The sequence below is a fragment of the Actinoplanes philippinensis genome (assembly GCF_900113015.1).
In the GTDB taxonomy this organism is placed as follows: Bacteria; Actinomycetota; Actinomycetes; order Mycobacteriales; family Micromonosporaceae; genus Actinoplanes; species Actinoplanes philippinensis.
This window is the reverse complement of the sequence record NZ_FONV01000010.1, coordinates 157,589-179,553: the sequence shown is the minus strand read 5'-3', so window position 1 is coordinate 179,553 and position 21,965 is coordinate 157,589. Positions and strand designations below refer to the sequence as shown.

The following is a 21,965-nucleotide window of genomic DNA, read 5'->3' as shown; positions in this document are numbered from 1 at the left end:
CAGCCTTATCCCTGTCGATGACCGCAACGCTGTACGCCGTCCCCACGCCCGTCCCCGCCGCGGCCGGGCGGGTGCTCGCGAGCTACCCGGGGGAGCCGGCGCCGCCCACCTGCCGTACCGGCGCGATGCTGGTTCCCACCTGCGGCATCCTGTGGGGCGTGGCGCCCGGAGCGCGTACCGAGAACCGTGGTGTGCAGGCGCTCGCCGAGTTCGAGCGCAAGACCGGCCGCCACCAGGCAATCTTCCACGCGTACCACCGCGGCATCCGGCAGGTGTTCCCCACCGAGCAGGAGATCGCCATCTCCCGCGAGCCCGGCCGCAAGCGCATCCTGCTGCTCAACTGGAAGCCGGAGAGCGCCACCTGGGCCCAGATCGCCCAGGGTGACCGGGCCACCGACGAGTTCCTGGACCGGCTCGCCACCCACATCCGGGAGAACTATCAGGAACGGTTCTTCTTCGCGATCCATCACGAGGCCGAGGACCAGGTACGCGAGGAGCCCGGCTCCGGCTACACGGCACGCGACTACGCGGCGATGTTCCGGCACGTGGTGAAGCGGCTGCGGGCCAATCGCGCGTACAACGTGGTGACCGTTCTGGTCCACATGGCGTACGTGCCGCACACCACCAAGAGCTGGTTCCAGAACATGTATCCGGGCAACGACGTGGTCGACTGGATCGGCTTCGACACCTATTCCTACAGCGATCCCGGCTACGGCCACGGCGACTTCGACGAGCTGCTCAACCGCCGGTCGGCGAGCAAACCCAACTGGCCCGGCTTCTACAACTGGGTGACCCGCCGGCACCCCGGCAAGCCGCTCATGGTCGCCGAGTGGGGCGTGTGGTTCTCCGAGCGCAACCCGGACCACATGGCCGAGTTCTATCGTGAGGTCGGCGAGCAGATCAGCCGCTTCCCGAAGATCAAGGCGATGGTGCACTTCGAGACGCCGGCCAACCACAAGGGCCAGGACTCGTCGGTGGACAGCACTCCCGACGCGCTGCGCGAGTACCGTCGTCTCGGCCGGCTCCCGGTCTTCCAGGTGTCTCTAAGCTGAGAGCAAGCTGAGAAACCCTGAGTCCCCCTCAGGGGATTTCCCGATCGGAATCCGTGCGCCCACTTTCTAGGCTGAGCCCGTGACCATCATCGTTACGGACGGGCTGACCAAGACGTACGGCGGCGGGGTGACCGCCCTCGCGGACCTGACCGTCGCCGTCGATGCCGGCGTCATCGGACTGGTCGGCGCCAACGGCGCCGGCAAGAGCACCTTCATCAAGATCATGCTCGGGTTGCTGCCGCCGTCCAGCGGCAGCCTCCGGGTCTTCGATCTCGACCCGGTCACCCAGACCGACCGGGTCCGCGCGCGGGTCGGCTACATGCCGGAGAACGACTGCCTGCCGCCGGACGTCTCGGCCGCCGAGTTCGTCACCCACCTGGCCCGGATGAGCGGGCTGCCGAAGACCGCGGCCCGGGAGCGCGCCTCCGAGGCGCTGCGCCACGTCGGCCTCTACGAGGAACGCTACCGGCAGATCGGCGGCTACTCGACCGGCATGAAGCAGCGGGTCAAGCTGGCCCAGGCGCTCGTGCACGACCCCGACCTGCTGCTGCTCGACGAGCCGACGAACGGCCTCGACCCGGCCGGCCGCGACGCCATGCTCAATCTGGTCCACCGGATCGGCAACGAGTTCGGCATCTCCGTGGTGGTCTGCTCGCACCTGCTCGGCGAGGTCGAGCGGATCTGTGACTCGCTCATCGCGATCGAGGGGGGCCGCCTGCTGCGCGCTGACCGGATCTCCTCGATGACCGAGGCCTCCGACATCCTGGCCGTCGAGGTCGCGGACGGCACGGACGAGCTGGCCGCCGCCCTCACCGAGCGCGGGCTGGCGGTCACCCGCGAGGGCCGGCTGCTGCTCGTGCCGCTGGAGTCCGACGAGGCGTACGACCGGATCCTGCACGCCGTCACCGATCTCGACCTCAACCTGCACCGCCTGGACCAGCGTCGGCACCGCGTCGCCGAGCTCTTCACCAAGAAGGAGACGGCCGATGTCTGAGGCCGGCGTCATCCATGACATCGGATACCAGCGTTACGACGGCCCGCGACTGGGCCGGTTCGCGATGCAGCAGGCGCTCTATGTGCACGGGCTGCGCGCGGCGTACGGTCTGGGCCGTTCCGCCAAGGCGAAGATCTTCCCCTGGCTGGTCTTCGGCATCATGCTGCTGGTCGCGGTGATCGTGGCCGCGATCCGCTCCCTCACCGGCGAGTCGGTGCTGAGCTATCTCGAGTTCGCCGGCCAGATGAGCTTCCTGATCATCTTCTTCACCGCGATCGTGGCGCCCCAGCTGGTCAGCCGTGATCTGCGGGCCGGCACCCTGCCGCTGTACTTCAGCCGGCCGCTGCGGGCCGCCGACTACGTCTCGGCGAAGTTCGCCGCCATGGTCAGCGCGATCTGGCTGCTGCTCGGCGTGCCGCAGTTCATCATGTTCCTCGGCGCCGCGTTCACTACCAAGGACGGCGTCAAGGGCGTGTTCAACGAGCTCGGCGACCTGCTGCCCGGCTGGGGTTACAGCCTGCTCTGGGCGCTCATGTTCGCCGCCATCGGCCTGCTGGTCGCCTCCTTCACCGGCAAGCAGGCGTTCGCGGCCGGCGGCATCGTGGCGGTCTTCCTGGTGACCACCCCGATCGTCGGGGTGCTCAGCTCGCTGCCCTCCACCACCGCCAACCAGCTGGCCTTCCTGTCCAGCCCGATGACCCTGCTGGCCGGGGTCGGGCAGTGGATGGGCGGCCGGTTCGACCTCGAGCTCGGCCGGTTCGGCCCGATCTACGGCATCGAGGCGGTCTGCCTGATCGCCGTCTGCCTCCTCATCCTGCTGGCCCGCTACCGGAAGGTGGCCTCGCTGTGACCACCCAGACCCTCCCGGCGCAGACGCCCACCACCACCGGCGTGGTCGAGCTGTCCACCGTCTCCCGGTGGTACGGCAACGTGGTCGCCGTCAACGACATCACCATGTCGCTGCACCCCGGCGTGACCGGCCTGCTCGGGCCGAACGGCGCCGGCAAGACCACCGTCCTGCACATGATGGCCGGCTTCCTGTCGCCCTCCCGGGGCACCGTCACCATCGACGGCAAGCCCACCTGGCGCAACCCGGCGGTCTACCGTGACCTCGGCCTGGTCACCGAGCGCGAGTCGGTGCACGGCTTCCTCACCGCCCGCCAGTTCGTGACCGCCTGCGCCAAGATGCAGAAACTGCCCGACCCGGCCGGCGCCGCCCAGCGCGCGCTGGAGCTCGTCGAGATGACCGCCGCCGCCGAGCGCCGCATCGAGACCTTCTCCAAGGGCATGCGCCAGCGCACCCGGGTCGCCGCCGCCCTGGTCCACGAGCCGCGGGTGCTGCTGCTCGACGAGCCGTTCAACGGCATGGACCCGCGCCAGCGGATGCACATGATGGAGCTGCTGCACCGCCTCGGCGACAACGGGCACACCATCCTGTTCAGCTCGCACATCCTGGAGGAGGTCGAGCAGGTCGCCGGCCTGGTCCAGGTGATCGTGGCCGGGCGTCTGGCCGCCTCCGGCGACTACCGCAAGATCCGCCGCCTGATGACCAACCGGCCGCACGTCTTCGCCGTGCGCAGCTCCGACGACCGCCGGCTGGCCGTCGCGCTGATCGCCGAGAAGTCGGTCGCCGGCATCGAGATCGAGCCCAACGGCCTCGCCGTGCGGGCCTCCGACTACGGCAGCTTCACCCGCGCGCTGCCCCGTATCGCACTCGACCAGGGCATCCGGCTGCGCCAGGTGGTGCCGTCCGACGAGTCCCTGGAGAGCGTCTTCTCCTACCTGCTGGAGGGCTGATGTCCACGGTCGCTTTCATCACCGCCCGCGGCCTCTTCGGCCGTCGCCGAGCCCTGCTGCTCCTGCCCCTGCCGGTGCTGCTGATCGGGTTGGCCCTGATCTGCCGGGCGTACGGCGTGTCGCCCGACATGTGGGGCCAGGCGGTCATCGTCGGCCTGGGCCTGGTCGTGGTGCTGCCGGTGGTGGCCCTGATCGTCGGCACCGGCGTCCTCGGCTCCGAGGTCGACGACGGCACTATCGTGCACATCCTCACCAAGCCGCTGCCCCGCTACGAGATCATCCTGGCGAAGTACGCGGTGGCCGCCTCGGTGACCGCCGTGGTGTCGGCCGTGCCGCTGTTCGTCACCGGCGCGCTGGCCGGATCGATCAAGCTGGGCGGCGCCCTGGCCGTCGCCGCGGTCGTCGGAGCGTTCGCCTACTCCGCGCTGTTCCTGCTGTTCAGCCTGCTCAGCCGCCGCCCGGTGCTGGTCGGCCTGGTCTACATCCTGGTCTGGGAGGGCCTGCTCGGAAACTTCGTGAGCGGCACGAAGAACCTGGCCATCGGCCAGTACGTGATCACCATCGCCGACAAGATCGCCCCGACCGAGATCCTGCAGTCCACGATCGGCCTGACCACGGCCGTCGTGATGAGCGCGATCTTCATCGTCGCCGGCACCCTGGCCGCCATCAACCGCCTGTCCTCGTTCAGCGTGGCCGGCGAGACCAGCTGACCCGAGAACGACAGAGGCCCGCGACGCCGTACCGCGTCGCGGGCCTCTGTCGTCGCCACGGCCCGCTACCAGACCGTCGTCCAGAGAGTGCTCAGACCACCGCTCTTGACCAGGGCCTCACCGTCGTAACGGACGACACCGACCCGGTCACCGCTGACGTCGAGGTGGCGTACGTCCGTGTGCTCGGTCACGAACGTCGCGGTGAGGGCGCCCTCCTTGACCAGCGCCACCCGCTCGGAGGTGAGCACGCCGACCCGGTCGTCGCGCAGGACGACGGCCTCCGCACCCGTCGCCAGCTGCGGAACCCACGCGGCGCCCAGACCGCCGGCTTTGACCATGGCGGCGCCGCTCTCGGTGACCACACCGATCCGGTCGCCGAAGAGGGCGAACTGCTTGACGCCGGTGTACTGCTGGATCCAGTTCGTCCGGAGGGTGCCCTCCTTGACCAGCAGAACGCCGCTCCGGGTGAGCACGCCCACCCGGGTGTCGGTGACCTCGATCTGCTTGACGTCGCTGTACTGCGGGACCCAGGCGGTGCTCAGGCCGCCCTCCTTGGCGAGCGCCTCGCCGGCGTCGGTGAGCACGCCCACCCGGTTGCCGGAGACCGCCATCTGCTGGACGCCGCTGTACTCGTTGACGAAGGCCGCGGTGGTCGCGCCCTCCTTGGCGTACGCGACGCCGCCCCGGGTGAGCACGCCGATCCGGTCGTCGGCGACCTCGATCTGCCGGGCGTCGGTCAGGAGCTGGGTCCAGAGGGTGCTGAGGCCGCCCTCCTTGACCTGGGTGCCGTAGTCGCCGCGCAGCACGCCGACCCGGGTGTCGGTGACCGAGACCTGCAGCGCGTTCGGAACCAGGGTGTTGGCGGTCAGCCACGCGGTGATGTCGTCGAGACGGGTCTCCACCGCCCGGTTCTCGGTCGCGGTCTCGGCGAGGCAGCCCGCCCCGGTCGCGGAATGGTGCAGCCCGACCAGCTCGTAACCGCCGCCGACGCTCCGCAGGATCGGCCCGCCGGCGTCACCGCGGCAGACGGCGGCGCCACCGGTGCCGCTGACCTGGAAGGTCGCGCCGGTGACCTCGTCCACCGTGAACTGTCCGGTGTGCAGCTGCCGGGGCACCCAGGTGTCCGCGGTCCGCCCGAATCCGGCGGCGACCAGTTGCTCGCCGGCCGCCGGCGCGGTCTGGCCGACCGGCGCGACAGCGATCCCGGGGGCCTCCTGCGACAGCCTGGCCAGCACCACGTTGCGGTCCGGATGCGGCACGACCTTGTCGATCGTACGGACCGCGCCGGCGCTCGTGGTCAGGTCGAGGCGGCCGATCGTCGCGGTGGTCCGCTGTACGGGCCGGCCGGCGACGACGCCGGCGCCGTCATCGAAGCAGGCCTTGGCGGTCACCACCCACCACCTGTTGAGCAGCGCGCCGGAACACGCGCGCAGGGTGTCGCCCACCTCGATCTTCACCGCGAAGGAGAGGGCGGTGTCGGTGGCGCCGGGACCGGCGACGGCCGCGGCCGGACTGCCGGCGGCGAGAGGAAGCAGGACGGCGCCGATGAGAGCCGAGCCGGCCAGGGTTCGAAGAGAGGACACGGATCTCCGTTCGCATGAAAGCGTGGGAATATCGATGATCTTGCTGATCAATCGGGCTGAGGCTACATCGACGCCGTGGGCTCGTGGGGGCGCATGGATCCGTGATCCCGGGTCTCCGGAGCGCCGTCGCCGGGGCGAGGGAAGGGCGTCTGATCAGCGATCGAGTGGCTCGGCGGAAGCTGTCCCGGCGCGCGGTCGCCGAGTGGTGGTAACTGGCGTCACAGGGAATTTCGAATCCTTTATCCACGCATTCACGTAAACCGTTTCCTCGCTACGGTCGGGACTCCGAGGTCATTCGTGGTGAGGAGCGCGTGGTGAGTCGACTGTGGAATTCTCGTCGTATCGGTGCCGGGCTGGCTGTGCTGATGTCCGCCGCGGCGGTCTCCGCGCCGAGCCCCGCGATGGCGGCGCCGGCGGGCTGGAGTGTGGTCAACGGGGCGGCCGCGGCGAGCGGGACGACCACGTATCGCTCGGTGGCCGGTGGGCGCTACGCGGACGTCGCCGGGGAGATCTCGGTCGGCGCGAGTGATGGACAGTGCTACTACCTGCGCTACTACGTCGCGGCAGACCTGCTCGGCCAGGGCGCCAACTCCGCGCGACTCTGTGACCAGGGCGTTCTTCCGGTGGAGTCGCACGCGTTCCTGCCGCTCCTCGGGACCCGCGGCTTCCGGATCGGGCTCTGCCGGGTCGCGCCGGGCACCCCGGAGGAGGCGAGCATCGCCGATCTGGGCGCGCATTGTGTCCGCGTCTGATCGGGGGGCGTCCGCGCGTACCCCCTGATTGTGATCTTGATCCTCGCGGTGGCGCCGCGCCGGCGGCCGAGACGCTGCTCCCGGCCGCCGGCCCGCCGCGGTGGTAACTGAGATCACAGCTCGTCGATTTACTTCGCCGTGACATCGATCTATGGTTTGGGCTCTGCTCGGTCTACGGGGGATCGACGGTGCCGGACGGCGCGATCAGGCGCACGTTCCACTTCGCCGTTTCCGCGTGCCCGGTGGTAAGTCAGCCGACGTTACGGGGGAAGGCAAGGAATGGCGCTGAGTTCATTGCGGCGGTCGTCCGGATTCGGCGGGGCGGTGCTGAGCCTGTTCGCGGTTCTCGCCTCGGTGCTGGCCGCTCCGGGCGCGGCCGCCGCCGCTGACGTTCCGCACCTGCGCGTCCTGCCGCTCGGCGACTCGATCACGTATGGCGCCGGCAGCAACGTCGGCGGTGGCTACCGCCCGCCCCTGTGGCAGAAGGTGCGGAACCAGTCGGCGTTCACCATCGACTTCGTCGGGTCGCAGCGCTCCGGCTCGGTCGCGGACCCGCAGCACGAGGGCCACAGCGGCTGGTTCATCGAGCAGATCAACGCTAACGCGGTGTCCTGGCTGAACAGCTCCGCCCCCGACGTCGTGCTGCTGCACATCGGCATCAACGACCTGGACCGGCAGCCCACCGAGGACGCCATCCCGGACCTCAGGACCCTGCTCACCACGATCTTCACCACCCGGCCGGCGGTGACCGTCGTCCTCGCCGGGCTCCTGCCGCGCGACCCGGCGATGGCCGCGCGGGTGAACGACTTCAACACCCGGGCTCAGCAACTCGTCGCGGACCGCGCGGCCGCGGGCAACCGGATCCGGTATGTGGAGTGGCCCGTCACCGCCGAGCAGATGGCCGACCGGCTGCACCCCGCCGACTCCGGCTACGAGGTGATCGCCCAGACCTATTTCACGGCGCTGCGCCAGGTGGTCGCCGAGGGCGCGATGACCACGTCGCCGGCCCCGGCCGGCAGCGCGCCGGAGACCGCGAGCAAGGTCCGGTGGGCCGACTTCGACGGTGACGGCCGGGACGACTACTGGGTGATCGCCGACGGCGGCGCCGTGCACGTCTGGACCAACCGGGGCGACTCCACCTGGTCGTACCAGGGCCAGGTCGCCACCGGGCTGACCAGCGACCGCCGGCAGGTCCGGATCGCGGACTTCGACGGCGACGGCAAGGCCGACTACCTGTGGATCCAGCCGAGCGGCGCGGTGCGCGCCTACCTGAACCGCGGCGGCGACGGGGGCGGCGGCTGGCCGCTGCTGGGCCAGGTCGCGACCGGCGTGACCACCAACGCCGACCAGGTGCGGTTCGCCGACTTCGACGGCGACCGGAAAGCCGACTACTTCCTGTTCAACGCCAACGGCACGGTGAACCTCTACCTGAACCGTGGCGGCGACGGCAACGGCGGCTGGATCAACGACGGCAGGGTCGCCGGCGGCCTGACCACGGACGCGAGCCGGGTCCGCCTGGCCGACTACGACGGCGACGCCAAGGCGGACTACCTGTGGCTCGACGAGACCGGCGCGGTCGACGTCTGGCTGAACCGCGGCGGTGACGGTCGAGGCGGCTGGCAGGGCCTGGGCCGGGTGGCGCCGGGCGCGACAGCCGACCACCAGCAGGTGCGCTTCGCCCGCTACACCGCCGACGCCCGCGCCGACTATCTGCGGATCAACCTGAACGGCTCGGTGGACGCCTGGACCAACGGCGCCGAGGGCTGGACCGGCCCGCAACGGATCGCCGGCGGCGCCGTCATCGAGTGACCCGCATCGCATTTACACGTACCCATTCTGGAGGAATCGCAATTGCGTTACGAGATATTCGGTCACGGGGCATCGGGGAAGGCCGCGACACGATTGTCACGGCGTGCCGGATGGGCCGGAGTGACCGCGACGGCAATTGTCCTCGGCGTCACCGCGAGCACACCCGCGTTCGGTGTGACCGGCGGCGCCCTGGTCGAGCAGGGCACCTACGGTTTCGTGGCGCACCTCGCGGTCGGTGAGCGTGGCATCGGTCACGCCTGCACCGGCGCGCTGATCGACCCGCAGTGGGTGGTCACCGCCAAGGCGTGCTTCGGCGAGGCCCCGGCCGCCGGCAAGCCCGCCGTGCCCACGACCGTGACGATCGGCCGGGCCGACCTCACCGGCACGGCCGGCCAGGTCCGTGCCGCGGCGCGCATCGTGCCGCACCCCGACCGCAACGTCGTCCTGGTCAAGCTGGACCAGCCGACCACCGTCGCGCCCGTCGCCCTGGGCGCCACCGCCCCGGCCGCCGGAGACGTGCTCAGCCTGGCCGGCTACGGCCGCACCGCGACCCAGTGGGTGCCGGACGCTCTGCACGCGGCCCAGTTCCAGGTCACCGGCGTCGGCACGGGAGTGCTCGACGTCGCCGGAGTCGCGGCGAACCAGGCCGGCATCTGCAAGGGCGACGCCGGCGGCCCGGCCCTGCGGGAGACCGCGGGCGCCGTCGAACTGGTGGCGATCCACCACACGTCCGCCCAGGGCGGCTGCCTCGGCTCGACCGCCACCGAGCGGAACGCGACCGAGACCCGCCTCGACGACATCGCTGCCTGGATCCGCGCCTACGCTCCCGGCGGCCTCGCCGAGGACCACCGCGACGACGTGACCCTGACCTACAACTACGCCTCCGGCGCGGTCGGCCCGTTCACCTTCGTCACCAGCGCGGCCGGCACGATGTCGGCGCGTGGCGGCTGCAACACCGCCGCGAGCCTCTACACCGCCGCCAAGAACAAGACCTTCCGCGGCGACTTCAACGGTGACGACATCATCGACCAGGTCGTGCTCAACGGCGGCAGCAACGGGCTCACGCTGACCCTCGACACCTTCCTGACCAAGGCGGACGGCACCTGCTCGCCCGCGGTCCGCTCGTGGACCAGCACCACCTTCGGCTCGTACGACCGGATGCTGATGACCAGCGGCGACTACAACGGCGACGGCCGCACCGACCTGGCCGGGTTCTACAACTACGCCAACGCCAGCATCGGCCTGTTCGTGTGGACGGCGCGCGCCGACGGCACCTTCGGCAGCCCCACCCGCAAGTGGTTCAACGACGCCACCCCGTACTGGGGCGAGATCGGCCGCATGAAGGTCTTCAGCGGCGACTTCAACGGCGACGGCCGCGACGACGTCGGCTCCTTCTACGGCTTCGCCGACGCCAGTGTCGGCATCTACGGCTGGACCGCGACCGCCGCCGGCGGCTTCGAGGAGGACAGGCGGATCTGGTACACGCCGGCCGAGCCGTACTGGGGCGACCCCAACCGTCTGCGGATCGCCGCGGGCGACTTCAACGGCGACGGCCGCGGTGACGTGGCCGGCCTCTACAACTACTCCAACGGCAACCTGGCCGTCCTGACCTGGACCGCCAAGGCCGACGGCACGCTCAACAACGCGTTCAGCTCATGGAAGAGCACGAACACCGCGTGGGGCTCGTGGGACACCACCCGTCTCACCGCCGGCGACTACAACGGTGACGGCCGCGACGACCTGGCCGCCCTCTTCGGCGGCACGGACGGCAGCGTCTCCCTGCACACCCTGACCGCGGCCGCGAACGGCGGGTTCGCCGCTCCGGTCCAGGCCTACCGCTCCACCACCTTCGGTTCCTACAGCAGCATCGACCTGCCCGAGGACCGTTCCTGAGATCTGTGTCACCAAGTGAACAGCGCGCGGCGGCCGCCGACCGGAGGATCCCTGTCGGCGGCCGCCACGTTTGCTGCTCACGTGATGTGCGGGGACTGTCCGGCGTGGAGCGGTTCGTCTCGCGGACGGATGCCGTTCACCCCCACTCAATAGAGGATCTTCACTATCATTTCGCTGCTGCAACGGCAGTGAAGACACGGGGAGTGAGATGCAACGACGTATACGTTCATGGGGGGCCGGCCTGCTGACGGCAGGGCTGGCGGCCGGGCTGCTCGGTGGCGGGACGGCGCTGGCGGTGGCCGGCGCGCCCGAGGTGGCGGACGGCGGGCTGCCCTTCGTCGCCAAGGTGAGTGTCGGTGACGACGCCGGTTGCACCGGCGCGCTGGTGCACGCGCGGTGGATCGTCACCGCCAAGTCGTGTTTCGCCGACAGCACCGGTCAGGTCACGGCCGGCGCGCCGGCCCGGCCGACGACCGTCGTGCTCGGTCGCGCAGACCTGGCGGCGGTGACCGGGCACCGGCTGTCCGTGGTGTCGGTGACGCCGCACGCCAGCCGCAACATCGCGCTCGCGGAGCTGTCCGCGCCGGTCAAGAACATCACGCCGGTGGCGCTCGACGGTGGCGCGCCGGTCGCGGGTGAGACGCTGCGCATCGCGGGGTACGGCCGGACGAGCACCGTCTGGGTGCCGACCCGGATGCACGCCGGCGAGTTCACGGTCGGCGACGTGACCGCTGACGCGTTCGCGGTGAGCGGCGCGGCCAGTGGCGCGACCCTGTGCAAGGGCGACGCGGGTGGACCGGCGTTCCGGGAGACCGCGGCCGGCCCGCAGCTGGTGGGCATCAGCGACACGTCGTGGCAGAACGGGTGCCTGGGCGAGTCGGAGACCCGGGAGGGCGCTTTCGAGGCCCGTACCGATGATCTGTCTGATTGGATCCGGGCCGGCGTGGCGACCGTGCCCGACGGACTGCGTGAGCCGGTGACCGGCGAGTTCAACCGGGACGGCATCGAGGACCTGGTCGCCGCCGACGCCTCCGGCCAGCTGTGGCTGTACCCGGGCACGAAGACCCGGGCCGTGTACGGCGATCGCGTCCGCATCGGCAACGGTGGCTGGTCGGCCATGCGGGAGTTCGCGGTCGGCAGGGTCAACCGGGATGCGTACGACGATCTGGTGGTCATCGAGACGGCGACCAACATTCAGTGGCTGTACCCGGGCACCGCTGCCGGTGGTGCTTTCGGGACGCGGGTGCAGATCGGTTCCGGCTGGTCGACGGATCTGCGGGACGTGGCGATCGGCAAGGTCGACCGTGACCAGTACGACGACCTGCTCGTGGTGAAGTCGTCGACGCAGCAGCTGTTCCTGTACAAGGGCAACGCCACGGGTGGCAGTTTCAGCGCGGGTGTCGTCTACGGCACCGGCTGGGGTTGCTGCAAGCAGCTGCAGGTGGGCAAGTTCAACACCGACGACTACGACGACCTGGTGACCGTCGAGTCGTCCACCGGTGCGATGCGCATCTACCCGGGCACCGCGGCCGGCACCCAGTTCGGGCCCGGTGTCGACGCCGGCGCGGGGACCGGCTGGAACTACGCGTCCTACCTCGCCAAGGGCACCGTCGACAGCAGCGGCATCCAGGGCCTGATCGGTGTCGACTCGACGTCCGGGCGCACCTACCTGCACCCGCGCACCGCGACCGCCGGATGGGGCGCCCGCGTCCAGCCCGGCGGCAGGATCTACGTCCCGCAGCCGTCCGACCTGTCCAACCTGGTCACCGGCAAGTTCAACCGGGACGCGTACACCGACGTCATCGGTGTCGACTCCGCCGGCGCGCTGTGGCTGCACCCCGGAACCGCCGCGAACACCTTCGGACCGAGGGTGCAGATCGGCACCAGCGGCTGGTCGGCCATGCGGGAGTTCGCGGTCGGCAGGGTCAACCGGGATGCGTACGACGATCTGGTGGTCATCGAGACGGCGACCAACATCCAGTGGCTGTACCCGGGCACCGCTGCCGGTGGGGCTTTCGGGACGCGGGTGCAGATCGGTTCCGGCTGGTCGACGGATCTGCGGGACGTGGCGATCGGCAAGGTCGACCGTGACCAGTACGACGACCTGCTCGTGGTGAAGTCGTCGACGCAGCAGCTGTTCCTGTACCGGGGCAACGCCACCGGTGGCAGTTTCAGCGCTGGTGTCGTCTACGGCACCGGGTGGGGCTGCTGCAAGGAGGTCACCCTCGGCAGCGTCAACGACGACGACTACGACGACCTGCTGACTGTCGTCACCGCCACCGGCGCACTGCGGATCTACCCGGGCACCGAGGCCGGTACCCAGTTCGGACCCGGCGTCGACACCGGCGCCGGGACCGGCTGGAACAACCGCAGCGGCCTGACCCCGATCGTGCTGGGCCAGGAGAAGCGTGCCGGGATCCTCGCCAAGGACACCACGGGTGCGCTGCTGTACTTCACCGTCCGCGACGACCGGGCCATCGACTGGGCGGACCCCATCCGCTTCGGTCCCCGCGACTGAGGACGGGCACACCGCAGGGGCACATCGGTAAATCCAATTCTGTATATGATCGGCGCGATCAACGGCGGTTTCCTCGTCGATGTCCGGCCGATCGGCGCCGGTCTGCCGACCGCCCCTGTCTTCTGTCTGTGCAGGAGCGCCGCACCTCCCGTGTCACGGGGAGGTGCGGCGCTTCCGTACGGGCTCGAAAGGATGAAACTCGATGTCCTCTCCTGGTCGACGCCGCGTCGTCGTGGCGGGTGTCTCCGCCGCGGTGATGGTGGCGAGTCTGCTCGGCGGTGCGGCCGCCCGAGCGGTCACCGGTGACACCGTCGCCGACACCATCTACCCCTTCACCGCACGTGTCAACGTCGGTGCGCCCGGCATCGGCAAGGCCTGCACCGGTGTCCTCGTGGCGCCCTCGTGGGTGCTGACCGCCGGCGCCTGTTTCGGCCAGACCGCGGCGGGGGCGCCGGCTCAGCCGACCACCGTCACGCTGGGCCGGTCGATCGACGTCACCCGGGTCGTGCCGCATCCGGACCGGAACCTCGCGCTGGTGCGCCTGCTCACCCCGGTCGGCGACATCGCGCCGGTGCCCCTCGCGACCACGGCGCCGGCCGCCGGTGAAGTGCTGCAACTGGTCGGCTTCGGGCGTACCGCCACCGATTGGGTCTCGGCTCAGAAGCATGCCGGAACCGTCAGCGTGGAGACGGTCGGCGCGGCCACCCTGAGGGTCGCCGGGACCGATCCGGCGGCCGTGACGACCTGCAAGGGCGACTCCGGTGGGCCGGCCCTGCGCGGCAGCGGATCCACCGTGGAGCTCGTCGCGGTGCACCACACGTCCACCCAGCGCGGCTGTCTGGACGCGGGGGAGGCGACCGAGTCTGTAGCGGAGGAGACTCGGGTCGACGACCTCGCCGGCTGGATCCGCGAGATCGCGGTGAACACCTGCAACGCCGCGGGCACAGCGGTCCCGACCGCCCAGGACGGCGCCGTGGTCTACACCGCGGACGTCACGGGCGACTGCAAGTCCGACATCATCCACCAGAACACCGATGGCGACCTGCAGGGCTGGGCGTCCAAGGGCAACATGGCTGCCGACTCCGGACTCTTCAACGGCGCGTCGCGGCTGGTCGGCGGCGGCTGGACCACCACCAACATCCAGCGGATCCTGACCGGCGACTTCAACGGCGACGGCAAGGCCGACATCATCGGCCAGGACTCGACCGGACAGCTGCGTGCCTGGCCGTCGACCGGCGACATGTCGGCGGACAACAAGCTGTTCACCGGGGCGGCCCGCATCGTCGGCACCGGCTTCTCGACCGCGAGCTTCCCGCGGTTGCTGACCGGAGATTTCAACGGCGACGGGCGTACGGACCTCCTCGCCCAGAACGCGAGCGGCCAGCTGAAGGTGTGGGGCTCGACCGGCAACCTGAACGGGGGAGTGCTGTTCCCCGGCTCGGGTGTGGTCGTCGGCAGCGGCTACACGGCCACCGCCTTCCCGCGGATCCTGACCGGCGACTTCACCGGCGACGGCCGGACCGACATCATCGGCCAGGACTCGACCGGCCTGCTGAAGGCGCTCGGCTCGTCCGGCGACCTGTCGGCCGACAACAAGCTCTTCCCCGGCCCGGCGCGGACCGTCGGCGGCGGCTGGACCACCGCGAACATCCCGCGGATCCTGACCGGTGACTTCAACGGCGACGGCAGGCAGGACATCATCCGGCAGGACACGACCGGTCTGCTGCGCGTCTGGGCGTCCACCGGCAACCTGTCCGGAGACAACCTGATGTTCGCCGGCCAGTCCCGGATCGCCGGCGGCGGCTGGACCCAGGCCGCGTACCCGCGGATCGTCCTCGGCGACTTCAACGGCGACGGCAAGCAGGACATCCTCAACCAGAACACCACCGGTGAGCTGTGGGGCTGGGCGTCCACCGGCGACCTGTCGGCGGACAACACCCTGCTCGCCAGCGGCACCCGGCACCGGTTCGGAGTCGGCTGGACCCTCACCTCGTACCCCCGGATTCTCTGACCGCACCAAAGGCCGAGGCCCCGCACCGGAATCCGGTACGGGGCCTCGGCCTTTCTGCCGAAGTGGATCAGCCGGTGTTGCGCATGCCGGCGGCGATGCCGTTGACAGTGGTCAGCAGGGCGCGCTCCAGGGCCGTCGAGTCCGACGGGCCTCGGCGGGCGCCCGGCGCCGTCGGGAGCTGGCGACCGGCCTCGCCCAGGTCGCGGTACTGGCGGAGCAGCGCCACCTGCAGGTGGTGCAGCGGCTCCAGGTACGTGTCGCGGACGCCGAGAGTACGCGACAGCTCCGGCTGGTTCGACAGGATCTCGGTGCCGCCGGTGATGGCCAGCACCTCCTGGACGGTCAGCGCGTACTCCTGCTCGATCTTGGTGAAGATCGGCCGCAGCTCCTCGGGGACCAGCGTCTCCACGTAGCGGCGGGCGATCGACAGATCGGTCTTGGCCAGCATCATCTCCACGTTCGACAGGAACGTGCGGAAGAACTGCCAGTTCTGGTGCATGGCGTCCAGCTCGTCGCCCAGGCCGGCGGCGCGGACGGCGGCCAGGCCGGTGCCGACACCGAACCAGCCGGGGACGATCTGGCGGGTCTGGGTCCAGCCGAACACCCACGGGATGGCGCGCAGGCCGCTCAGACCGGCGTCGGCGTTGGGACGTTTGGCCGGGCGGGAGCCGATGTTGAGGGCGCCGAGCAGCTCGGTGGGGGTGGCGGCCCAGAAGTAGGCGGCCAGATCCGGGTCCTCGACGAGCGAGCGGTACCGGGTGAACGCCGCGTCGGACGCCGTGTCCATGACCGAGTCCCACACCTCGAGGCGGACCGGGTCGACCGAGATGCTGGTGTGCAGCAGCGTCGCCTGGAGCACGGCGGCGACCGTCAGCTCCAGATTCTCCCGGGCCAGGGCGGGCACCGTGTATTTGTCGGAGATGACCTCACCCTGCTCGGTCACCTTGATCGCGCCGTCCAGCGTGCCGTACGGCTGAGCCAGCACCGCCTCGTGCGTGGGGCCGCCACCGCGCCCGACCGTGCCGCCGCGGCCGTGGAACAGCCGCAGCCGCACGCCGTGCCGGGCGGCGACGTCACGCAGTGACCGCTGTGCCTTGTGGATGCGCCACTGGCTGGTGGTGATCCCGGCCTCCTTGTTGGAGTCCGAGTAGCCGAGCATGATCTCCTGCACGTCGCCGCGGGCGCGGACGATCTCCCGGTAGGCCGGGATGGACAGCATCTCGTCGAGCAGGTCGCCGCCGGCGTCGAGCTCGGCCGGGGTCTCCAGCAGCGGGATGATGTCGACCTGGGCGCGGCCGGTGTGGATGTCGACCAGGCCGGCCTCGCGCGCCAGCACGGCCGCGGCGAGCACGTCGTCGACACCGAGGGTCATCGAGATGATGTACGACTCGATGACGTCGTCACCGAACCGGGCCTGCGACTCGCGGATCGTGTGGAACACGTCGAACGTCTTGCGGGCCGCGTCGGTGAGCGGGGTGTCCTTGTTGGACAGCGGCCGCCGGCCGGTCAGCTCGGCGGCGAGCAGCTTCGTCCGCGACGGGCGGTCCAGATCGGCGTAGTCGTCCACCTCGCCGACCTGCGCGTACATCTGCTGGAGCACCTCGTGGTGCTTCTCGGCGTGCTCCCGCACGTCGAGGGTGGCCAGCTGCAGGCCGAACGCGGACGCCTGGCGGATCGCGGTGGCGACGACACCGACCGCGGGCAGCTGGCCGGAGTTGCGGGCCAGCGACGCGCGCATCAGCTCCAGGTCGGAGATCAGCTCGTCGGAGCCGAGGTAGTCACGGCCGGGCACGTGCGGAGTGTTGTTGATCAGCCGGGCCCGGGTGTTCGCCAGCTTGGCCTTGATCGCCCGGACCTTCAACCGGTACGGCTCCTCGGCGTTGACCCGGCGGAACCGGGGCGCGACCTCGGGCAGATTGTCCAGGTCCTGGGCGAGGCTGGCGGACAGGTCGAGCGAGACCCCGCGCAGCCGCCGGGAGACGGACAGCTCGTCGATCAGCGTGTCCATCGCCTTCTCGGTGGCCTGGATGCCGTGCTCGTGCTGGATGAGCAGCACCTCGCGGGTGACCTTCGGGGTGACGAACGGGTTGCCGTCGCGGTCGCCGCCGATCCACGAGCCGAAGGTCAGCGGTTTCGAGGTGGGCGCCGTCTCCACGCCGAGGCGGCGCAGGGTGTCGGCCAGGTCGTCGAGCACCTGCGGGGCGGCGTCGGCGTACAGATCCTTCAGGTAGTAGACCGCGTTGCGGGCCTCGTCGGTCGGGTCCGGCCGGTCGAGACGCAGCTCGTCGGTCTGCCAGAGCAGGTCGATCAGCTCGGCGAACCGCTTGGTCGAGGCGCTGGTGTCGGTGGCGCCGTAGAGGGCGGCGGCCGCGGACTCGGCGTCCAGCGAGTCGGCGACCTGACGCAGCTTCGACAGGATCGAGCGGCGGGCCGCCTCGGTGGGGTGCGCGGTGAAGACCGGGCGGATCGCGAGGCGGCGGGCGGCGGCGGCCACCTCGTCGGCCGGCACACCCTTCTCGGCGATCCGCTTGGCGGCCTGGTCCAGCCAGCCGCCGTTCTTCGCCCGGCGACGCCGCAGGTCACGGGCGCGGTGCACCTGCTCGGTGATGTTCGCCAGATGGAAGTAGGTGGAGAAGGCGCGGGCCAGCTTGGTGCCGGTGGTGATGTCCATGGCGGCGAGCCGGTCGGCCGCGGCCGGGGCGTCCTGACGGACCAGGGCGCGGATCTCCTCGACCAGGTCGAGGAGGGGCCGGCCCTCCTGCCGGGCCAGCGTCTGACCGAGCAACGTGCCGATCCGGCGGATGTCGGCACGTAGTGCGGCGTCGGATCCCTCTCGCTCGTCGAGGGCAGGCTGCTCTGTCATCGGGGCGCTCCTTCGCTCGGATGGCTCCAGGACGGCGCTGTCCCGACTTCGCCGATGTTATCGGCGTACCCCGGTCCGGGGGTGAATTGAGTCAAGAGTCTCATGACCCGGTCCGTGAATGCGCCCGGGCGGGGTGCCACTGACCTGCGACGCCACCCGTTCGATCCGGTGGTGGACCTGGTGGTGGACCCGGTGGTAGATATCGACGAGCCCCGTCCCGGGGGACATGCCGCTCGATAAGGCGCGCGATACGGGTTCTGTCGGAGTGTCCGACTAAGCTGAGAGGCACACCCCCGTCCCCCATCCGGATCGGGGCTGTTCGTCGTGCCCTCGGGGGGTCGCTCGCCATGCAACTGTCCGGTCTGATTCCCGCCGCCCTGCGTGACCGCGGCCTCGCCCGCGCGCGTGACCTCGCGGCCAAAGGCTTCGTCGACTCGGACTCGCTCGACCTGACCGCGCCGGTCTCGTTGCGCCCGTTCGTGGTGGCCACGGTCGCCGGCCCGGCCGATCTCGGCGGGGCGCAGCGGCCGGTGCTGGCCGTCACTGCCACCTCGCGCGAGGCCGACGACCTGGCCGACGCGCTGGGCTGCCTGATCGACAGCGATCTGGTGGCCGTCTACCCGTCGTGGGAGACGCTGCCGCACGAGCGCCTGTCGCCACGCTCCGACACGGTCGGCCGGCGCCTGGCCGTGCTGCGCCGGCTGGCCCACCCCGGCGAGACGCCGCTGCGGGTGGTCGTCGCGCCGGTCCGGTCGCTGCTGCAGCCGCAGCTCAAGGGGCTCGGCGACCTGGAGCCGGTGGAGCTGGTCACCGGCGGCGAGGTCGAGCTGGAGGAGGTCGCGCGGCGGCTCTCCGACATGGCGTATGCGCGGGTCGACCTGGTCACCAAGCGGGGCGAGTTCGCGGTCCGCGGCGGCATCCTGGACGTCTTCCCGCCCACCGACGAGCATCCGTCGCGGGTCGAGTTCTGGGGCGACGAGGTCGAGGAGATCCGCACCTTCGCGGTCGCCGACCAGCGCACCATCGACCAGGTGCCGCGGCTGTGGGCGCCGCCCTGCCGGGAGCTGCTGCTCACCCCTTCCGTCCGGGCCAGGGCTGCTGAGCTCGCCGCTGACCACCCGGAGCTGGCCGAGATCCTCGACAAACTCGCCGAGGGCATCCCGGTCGAGGGCATGGAGTCACTGGCACCGGCCCTGCTCAGCGGCACCGACAGCATGGAGCTGCTGATCGACTGCATGCCGGCGGGCACCCACGTCGTGCTCTGCGACCCGGAGCGGATCCGGACCCGGGCGCACGACCTCACCCGTACGTCCGATGAATTCCTCGAGGCCTCCTGGGCGGCGGCCGCCGTCGGCGGTCAGGCGCCGATCGACGTCGGCGCTGTGGCTTTCCGCAGCCTGGCCGATGTCCGGGCGCACGCGGCGGTCCTGCACCAGCCCTGGTGGTCGATCTCGCCGTTCGGGCTCGCCGACACGCCCGCCGAGGCGCTCCCCTGGGAGGACGCTGGCGCCGTCGAGGTCTCCCCGGACCTGGGTGACGCCGTCGCGCTGGCCGCCCAGCCGGTCCCGCTCTACCACGGCGACACCGCCCGTCTCGCCGGTGACCTGGCCGGATGGGCCGGCCAGGGCTGGGCGGTCGTGCTGGTCTTCGAGGGCAAGGGGACCGCGCAGCGGGCCGCCGAGCTGCTCCGCGACGCCGGCCTGGGCGTCACCGTGGTCGACTCGATCCCGTCCGCGGTCGAGGACGGGAAACTGCTCGTCACCTGCGGCGGGCTGAACCACGGTTTCGTCGACGAGGCGTCCCGGCTCGCGGTGATCACCGGCAACGACATCTCCGGCGGCCGCGGCGCGTCCACCAAGGACATGCGCAAACTCCCGGCCCGCCGCCGCAACACGATCGACCCGCTGGAGCTGAAGACCGGCGACTTCGTGGTGCACGAGCAGCACGGCATCGGCCGCTACATCGAGCTGGTGCAGCGGATCGTCAACGGCGCCGAGCGAGAGTACCTGGTGATCGAGTACGCCGCCTCCAAGCGCGGCCAGCCCGGCGACCGGCTCTTCGTCCCCACCGACCAGCTCGACCAGCTCTCCCGCTACGTCGGCGGCGAGTCGCCCGCCCTGCACAAGATGGGCGGCGCCGACTGGCAGAAGAGCAAGGCCCGCGCCAAGAAGGCGGTCAAGGAGATCGCCGCCCAGCTCATCCAGCTGTACGCGGCGCGCCAGGCCTCCTCGGGCCACGCCTTCGGGCCGGACACACCATGGCAGCGTGAGCTGGAGGACGCGTTCCCGTACACCGAGACGCCCGACCAGATGGCCGCGATCATCGAGGTCAAGCACGACATGGAGCTGCAGGTCCCGATGGACAGGCTGATCTGCGGCGACGTCGGATACGGCAAGACCGAGATCGCGGTACGGGCGGCGTTCAAAGCCGTGCAGGACGGCAAGCAGGTGGCCGTGCTCGTGCCCACCACGCTGCTCGCCCAGCAGCACTTCAACACGTTCACCGAGCGGATGAGCCAGTTCCCGGTGCAGATCCGGCAGCTGTCCCGGTTCCAGACGCCGAAGGAGACCACCCTCACCCTCGAGGGCGCCGCCAACGGGACCGTCGACATCGTGATCGGCACCCACCGGCTGCTCGCCAAGTCGACCCGCTTCAAGAATCTCGGCCTGATCATCGTCGACGAGGAGCAGCGCTTCGGCGTCGAGCACAAGGAGCAGCTCAAGGCCCTGCGCGCCTCGGTCGACGTGCTGACCATGTCGGCCACCCCGATCCCGCGGACCCTGGAGATGGCGATCACCGGCATCCGCGAGATGTCGACCATCGCCACCCCACCCGAGGAGCGGCACCCCGTCCTCACCTACGTCGGGGCGTACGACGAGAAGCAGGTCGCCGCGGCCATCCACCGCGAGCTGCTCCGCGACGGCCAGGTCTTCTACCTGCACAACCGGGTCGAGTCGATCGACCGGGCGGCCCGCAAACTCCGCGAGCTGGTGCCCGAGGCCCGGGTCGCGGTGGCGCACGGCCAGATGAGCGAGGAGCAGCTGGAGAAGGTGATGGTCGGCTTCTGGGAGAAGGAGTTCGACGTCCTGGTCTGCACCACCATCGTCGAGTCCGGCATCGACATCCCGAACGCCAACACCCTCATCCTGGAGCGCGCCGACCTGCTCGGGCTCGCCCAGCTGCACCAGATCCGTGGCCGCGTCGGCCGGGGGCGCGAGCGGGCGTACGCGTACTTCCTCTACCCCCGCGACAAGCCGCTCACCGAGCACGCCCACGAGCGGCTCGCCACCATCGCCCAGCACACCGAGCTCGGCGCCGGCATGTATGTGGCGATGAAGGACCTGGAGATCCGTGGCGCCGGCAACCTGCTCGGCGGCGAACAGTCCGGCCACATCGAGGGCGTCGGCTTCGACCTCTACGTGCGGATGGTCGGCGAGGCGGTGGCCCAGTTCAAGGGCGAGCGCCAGGAGGAGGAGCCGGAGGTCAAGATCGACCTGCCGATCGACGCGCACCTGCCCACCGAGTACATCTCGGTCGAGCGCCTGCGCCTGGAGATGTACCGCAAGCTCGCCGAGGCCCGCGACGACGCCCGCCTCGACGAGGTGGTCGGCGAGATGAAGGACCGCTACGGTGAGCCGCCGGCCCCGGTCGTCAACCTGATCGCGGTCGCCCGGTTCCGGCAGCTGGCCCGCACCTACGGGCTCACCGACGTCTCCGTCCAGGGCAAGCACCTGCGGTTCTCCCCGCTGGCGCTGCCCGACTCCAAGCAGATGCGGCTCAAGCGGTACCACCCGGACTCGGTCTACAAGACCGGCACCGACCAGGTCAGCGTGCCGCGGCCGAGCACCCGGCGGATCGGTGGCGAGCTGCTGCGCGACCAGGATCTGCTCCAGTGGTGCGCCCAGTTGCTCAAGGACGTGCTCGGCGAGCCGGTGAAAACCGGTGCGGGCCGGGCGACGTAAATCACACTGCGCGTGAGAGAG

General features: G+C 70.6%; 13 protein-coding genes. 11 read left to right on the top strand and 2 right to left on the bottom strand.

The annotated features are described in order from the left end of the window. Positions 1-17 precede the first annotated feature (17 nt). From BM290_RS26700 to BM290_RS26680, 5 genes are all read left to right on the top strand, one after another. A complete protein-coding gene (locus tag BM290_RS26700; protein ID WP_143133980.1) occupies positions 18-1,052 on the top strand; it encodes a glycosyl hydrolase in 1,035 nt (344 codons plus the stop codon). Between the two features lie 79 nt (positions 1,053-1,131). Then, positions 1,132-2,046, top strand: coding sequence for an ABC transporter ATP-binding protein (locus BM290_RS26695; protein ID WP_093618645.1), 915 nt, complete (start codon positions 1,132-1,134; stop codon positions 2,044-2,046). Then, a complete protein-coding gene (locus tag BM290_RS26690) occupies positions 2,039-2,896 on the top strand; it encodes an ABC transporter permease (RefSeq protein ID WP_093618644.1) in 858 nt (285 codons plus the stop codon). Before BM290_RS26695 ends, BM290_RS26690 begins: the two co-directional genes overlap by 8 nt. After that, positions 2,893-3,843, top strand: a complete 951-nt coding sequence (locus tag BM290_RS26685) for an ABC transporter ATP-binding protein (protein WP_093618643.1) — start codon at positions 2,893-2,895, stop codon at positions 3,841-3,843. The genes BM290_RS26690 and BM290_RS26685 overlap by 4 nt, the downstream gene beginning before the upstream one ends. Next, positions 3,843-4,553, top strand: coding sequence for an ABC transporter permease (locus tag BM290_RS26680; RefSeq protein WP_093618642.1), 711 nt, complete (start codon positions 3,843-3,845; stop codon positions 4,551-4,553). The genes BM290_RS26685 and BM290_RS26680 overlap by 1 nt, the downstream gene beginning before the upstream one ends. Before the next feature lie 65 nt (positions 4,554-4,618). Here the strand turns inward: BM290_RS26680 and BM290_RS26675 are convergent, their stop codons facing one another. Then, the gene (locus tag BM290_RS26675) at positions 4,619-6,136 is read right to left on the bottom strand and encodes a S1 family peptidase (protein WP_143133979.1); all 1,518 of its coding nucleotides are present in this window, start codon (positions 6,134-6,136) and stop codon (positions 4,619-4,621) included. A gap of 314 nt (positions 6,137-6,450) precedes the next feature. Between BM290_RS26675 and BM290_RS26670 the strand changes: the two genes are divergently transcribed. The 5 genes from BM290_RS26670 to BM290_RS26650 all read left to right on the top strand — a co-directional run bounded on the left by BM290_RS26670 (position 6,451) and on the right by BM290_RS26650 (position 15,119). Continuing rightward, entirely contained in the window at positions 6,451-6,888 is a 438-nt protein-coding gene (locus tag BM290_RS26670) for a hypothetical protein (RefSeq protein ID WP_143133978.1), read from the top strand. 279 nt (positions 6,889-7,167) lie between these two features. Continuing rightward, positions 7,168-8,697 (top strand): FG-GAP-like repeat-containing protein, encoded by a 1,530-nt coding sequence (locus BM290_RS26665; RefSeq protein WP_093618639.1) that lies wholly within the window; start codon positions 7,168-7,170, stop codon positions 8,695-8,697. A gap of 120 nt (positions 8,698-8,817) precedes the next feature. After that, positions 8,818-10,590 (top strand): trypsin-like serine protease, encoded by a 1,773-nt coding sequence (locus BM290_RS26660; protein WP_143133977.1) that lies wholly within the window; start codon positions 8,818-8,820, stop codon positions 10,588-10,590. Between the two features lie 208 nt (positions 10,591-10,798). Next, positions 10,799-13,108, top strand: a complete 2,310-nt coding sequence (locus BM290_RS26655) for a S1 family peptidase (RefSeq protein WP_093618637.1) — start codon at positions 10,799-10,801, stop codon at positions 13,106-13,108. Between the two features lie 202 nt (positions 13,109-13,310). Continuing rightward, a complete protein-coding gene (locus BM290_RS26650; protein ID WP_239143715.1) occupies positions 13,311-15,119 on the top strand; it encodes an FG-GAP-like repeat-containing protein in 1,809 nt (602 codons plus the stop codon). Between the two features lie 67 nt (positions 15,120-15,186). Here the strand turns inward: BM290_RS26650 and ppc are convergent, their stop codons facing one another. Continuing rightward, complete coding sequence (gene ppc, locus BM290_RS26645; protein WP_093618636.1) at positions 15,187-17,982, bottom strand: phosphoenolpyruvate carboxylase; 2,796 nt, start codon at positions 17,980-17,982, stop codon at positions 15,187-15,189. Positions 17,983-18,329: 347 nt separating this feature from the next. Here ppc and mfd point away from each other — a divergent pair, with 347 nt between their 5' ends. Beyond that, on the top strand, positions 18,330-21,944 hold the full coding sequence (gene mfd, locus BM290_RS26640; protein ID WP_093618635.1) for a transcription-repair coupling factor: 3,615 nt from the start codon (positions 18,330-18,332) through the stop codon (positions 21,942-21,944). The last annotated feature ends 21 nt before the right edge of the window (positions 21,945-21,965 follow it).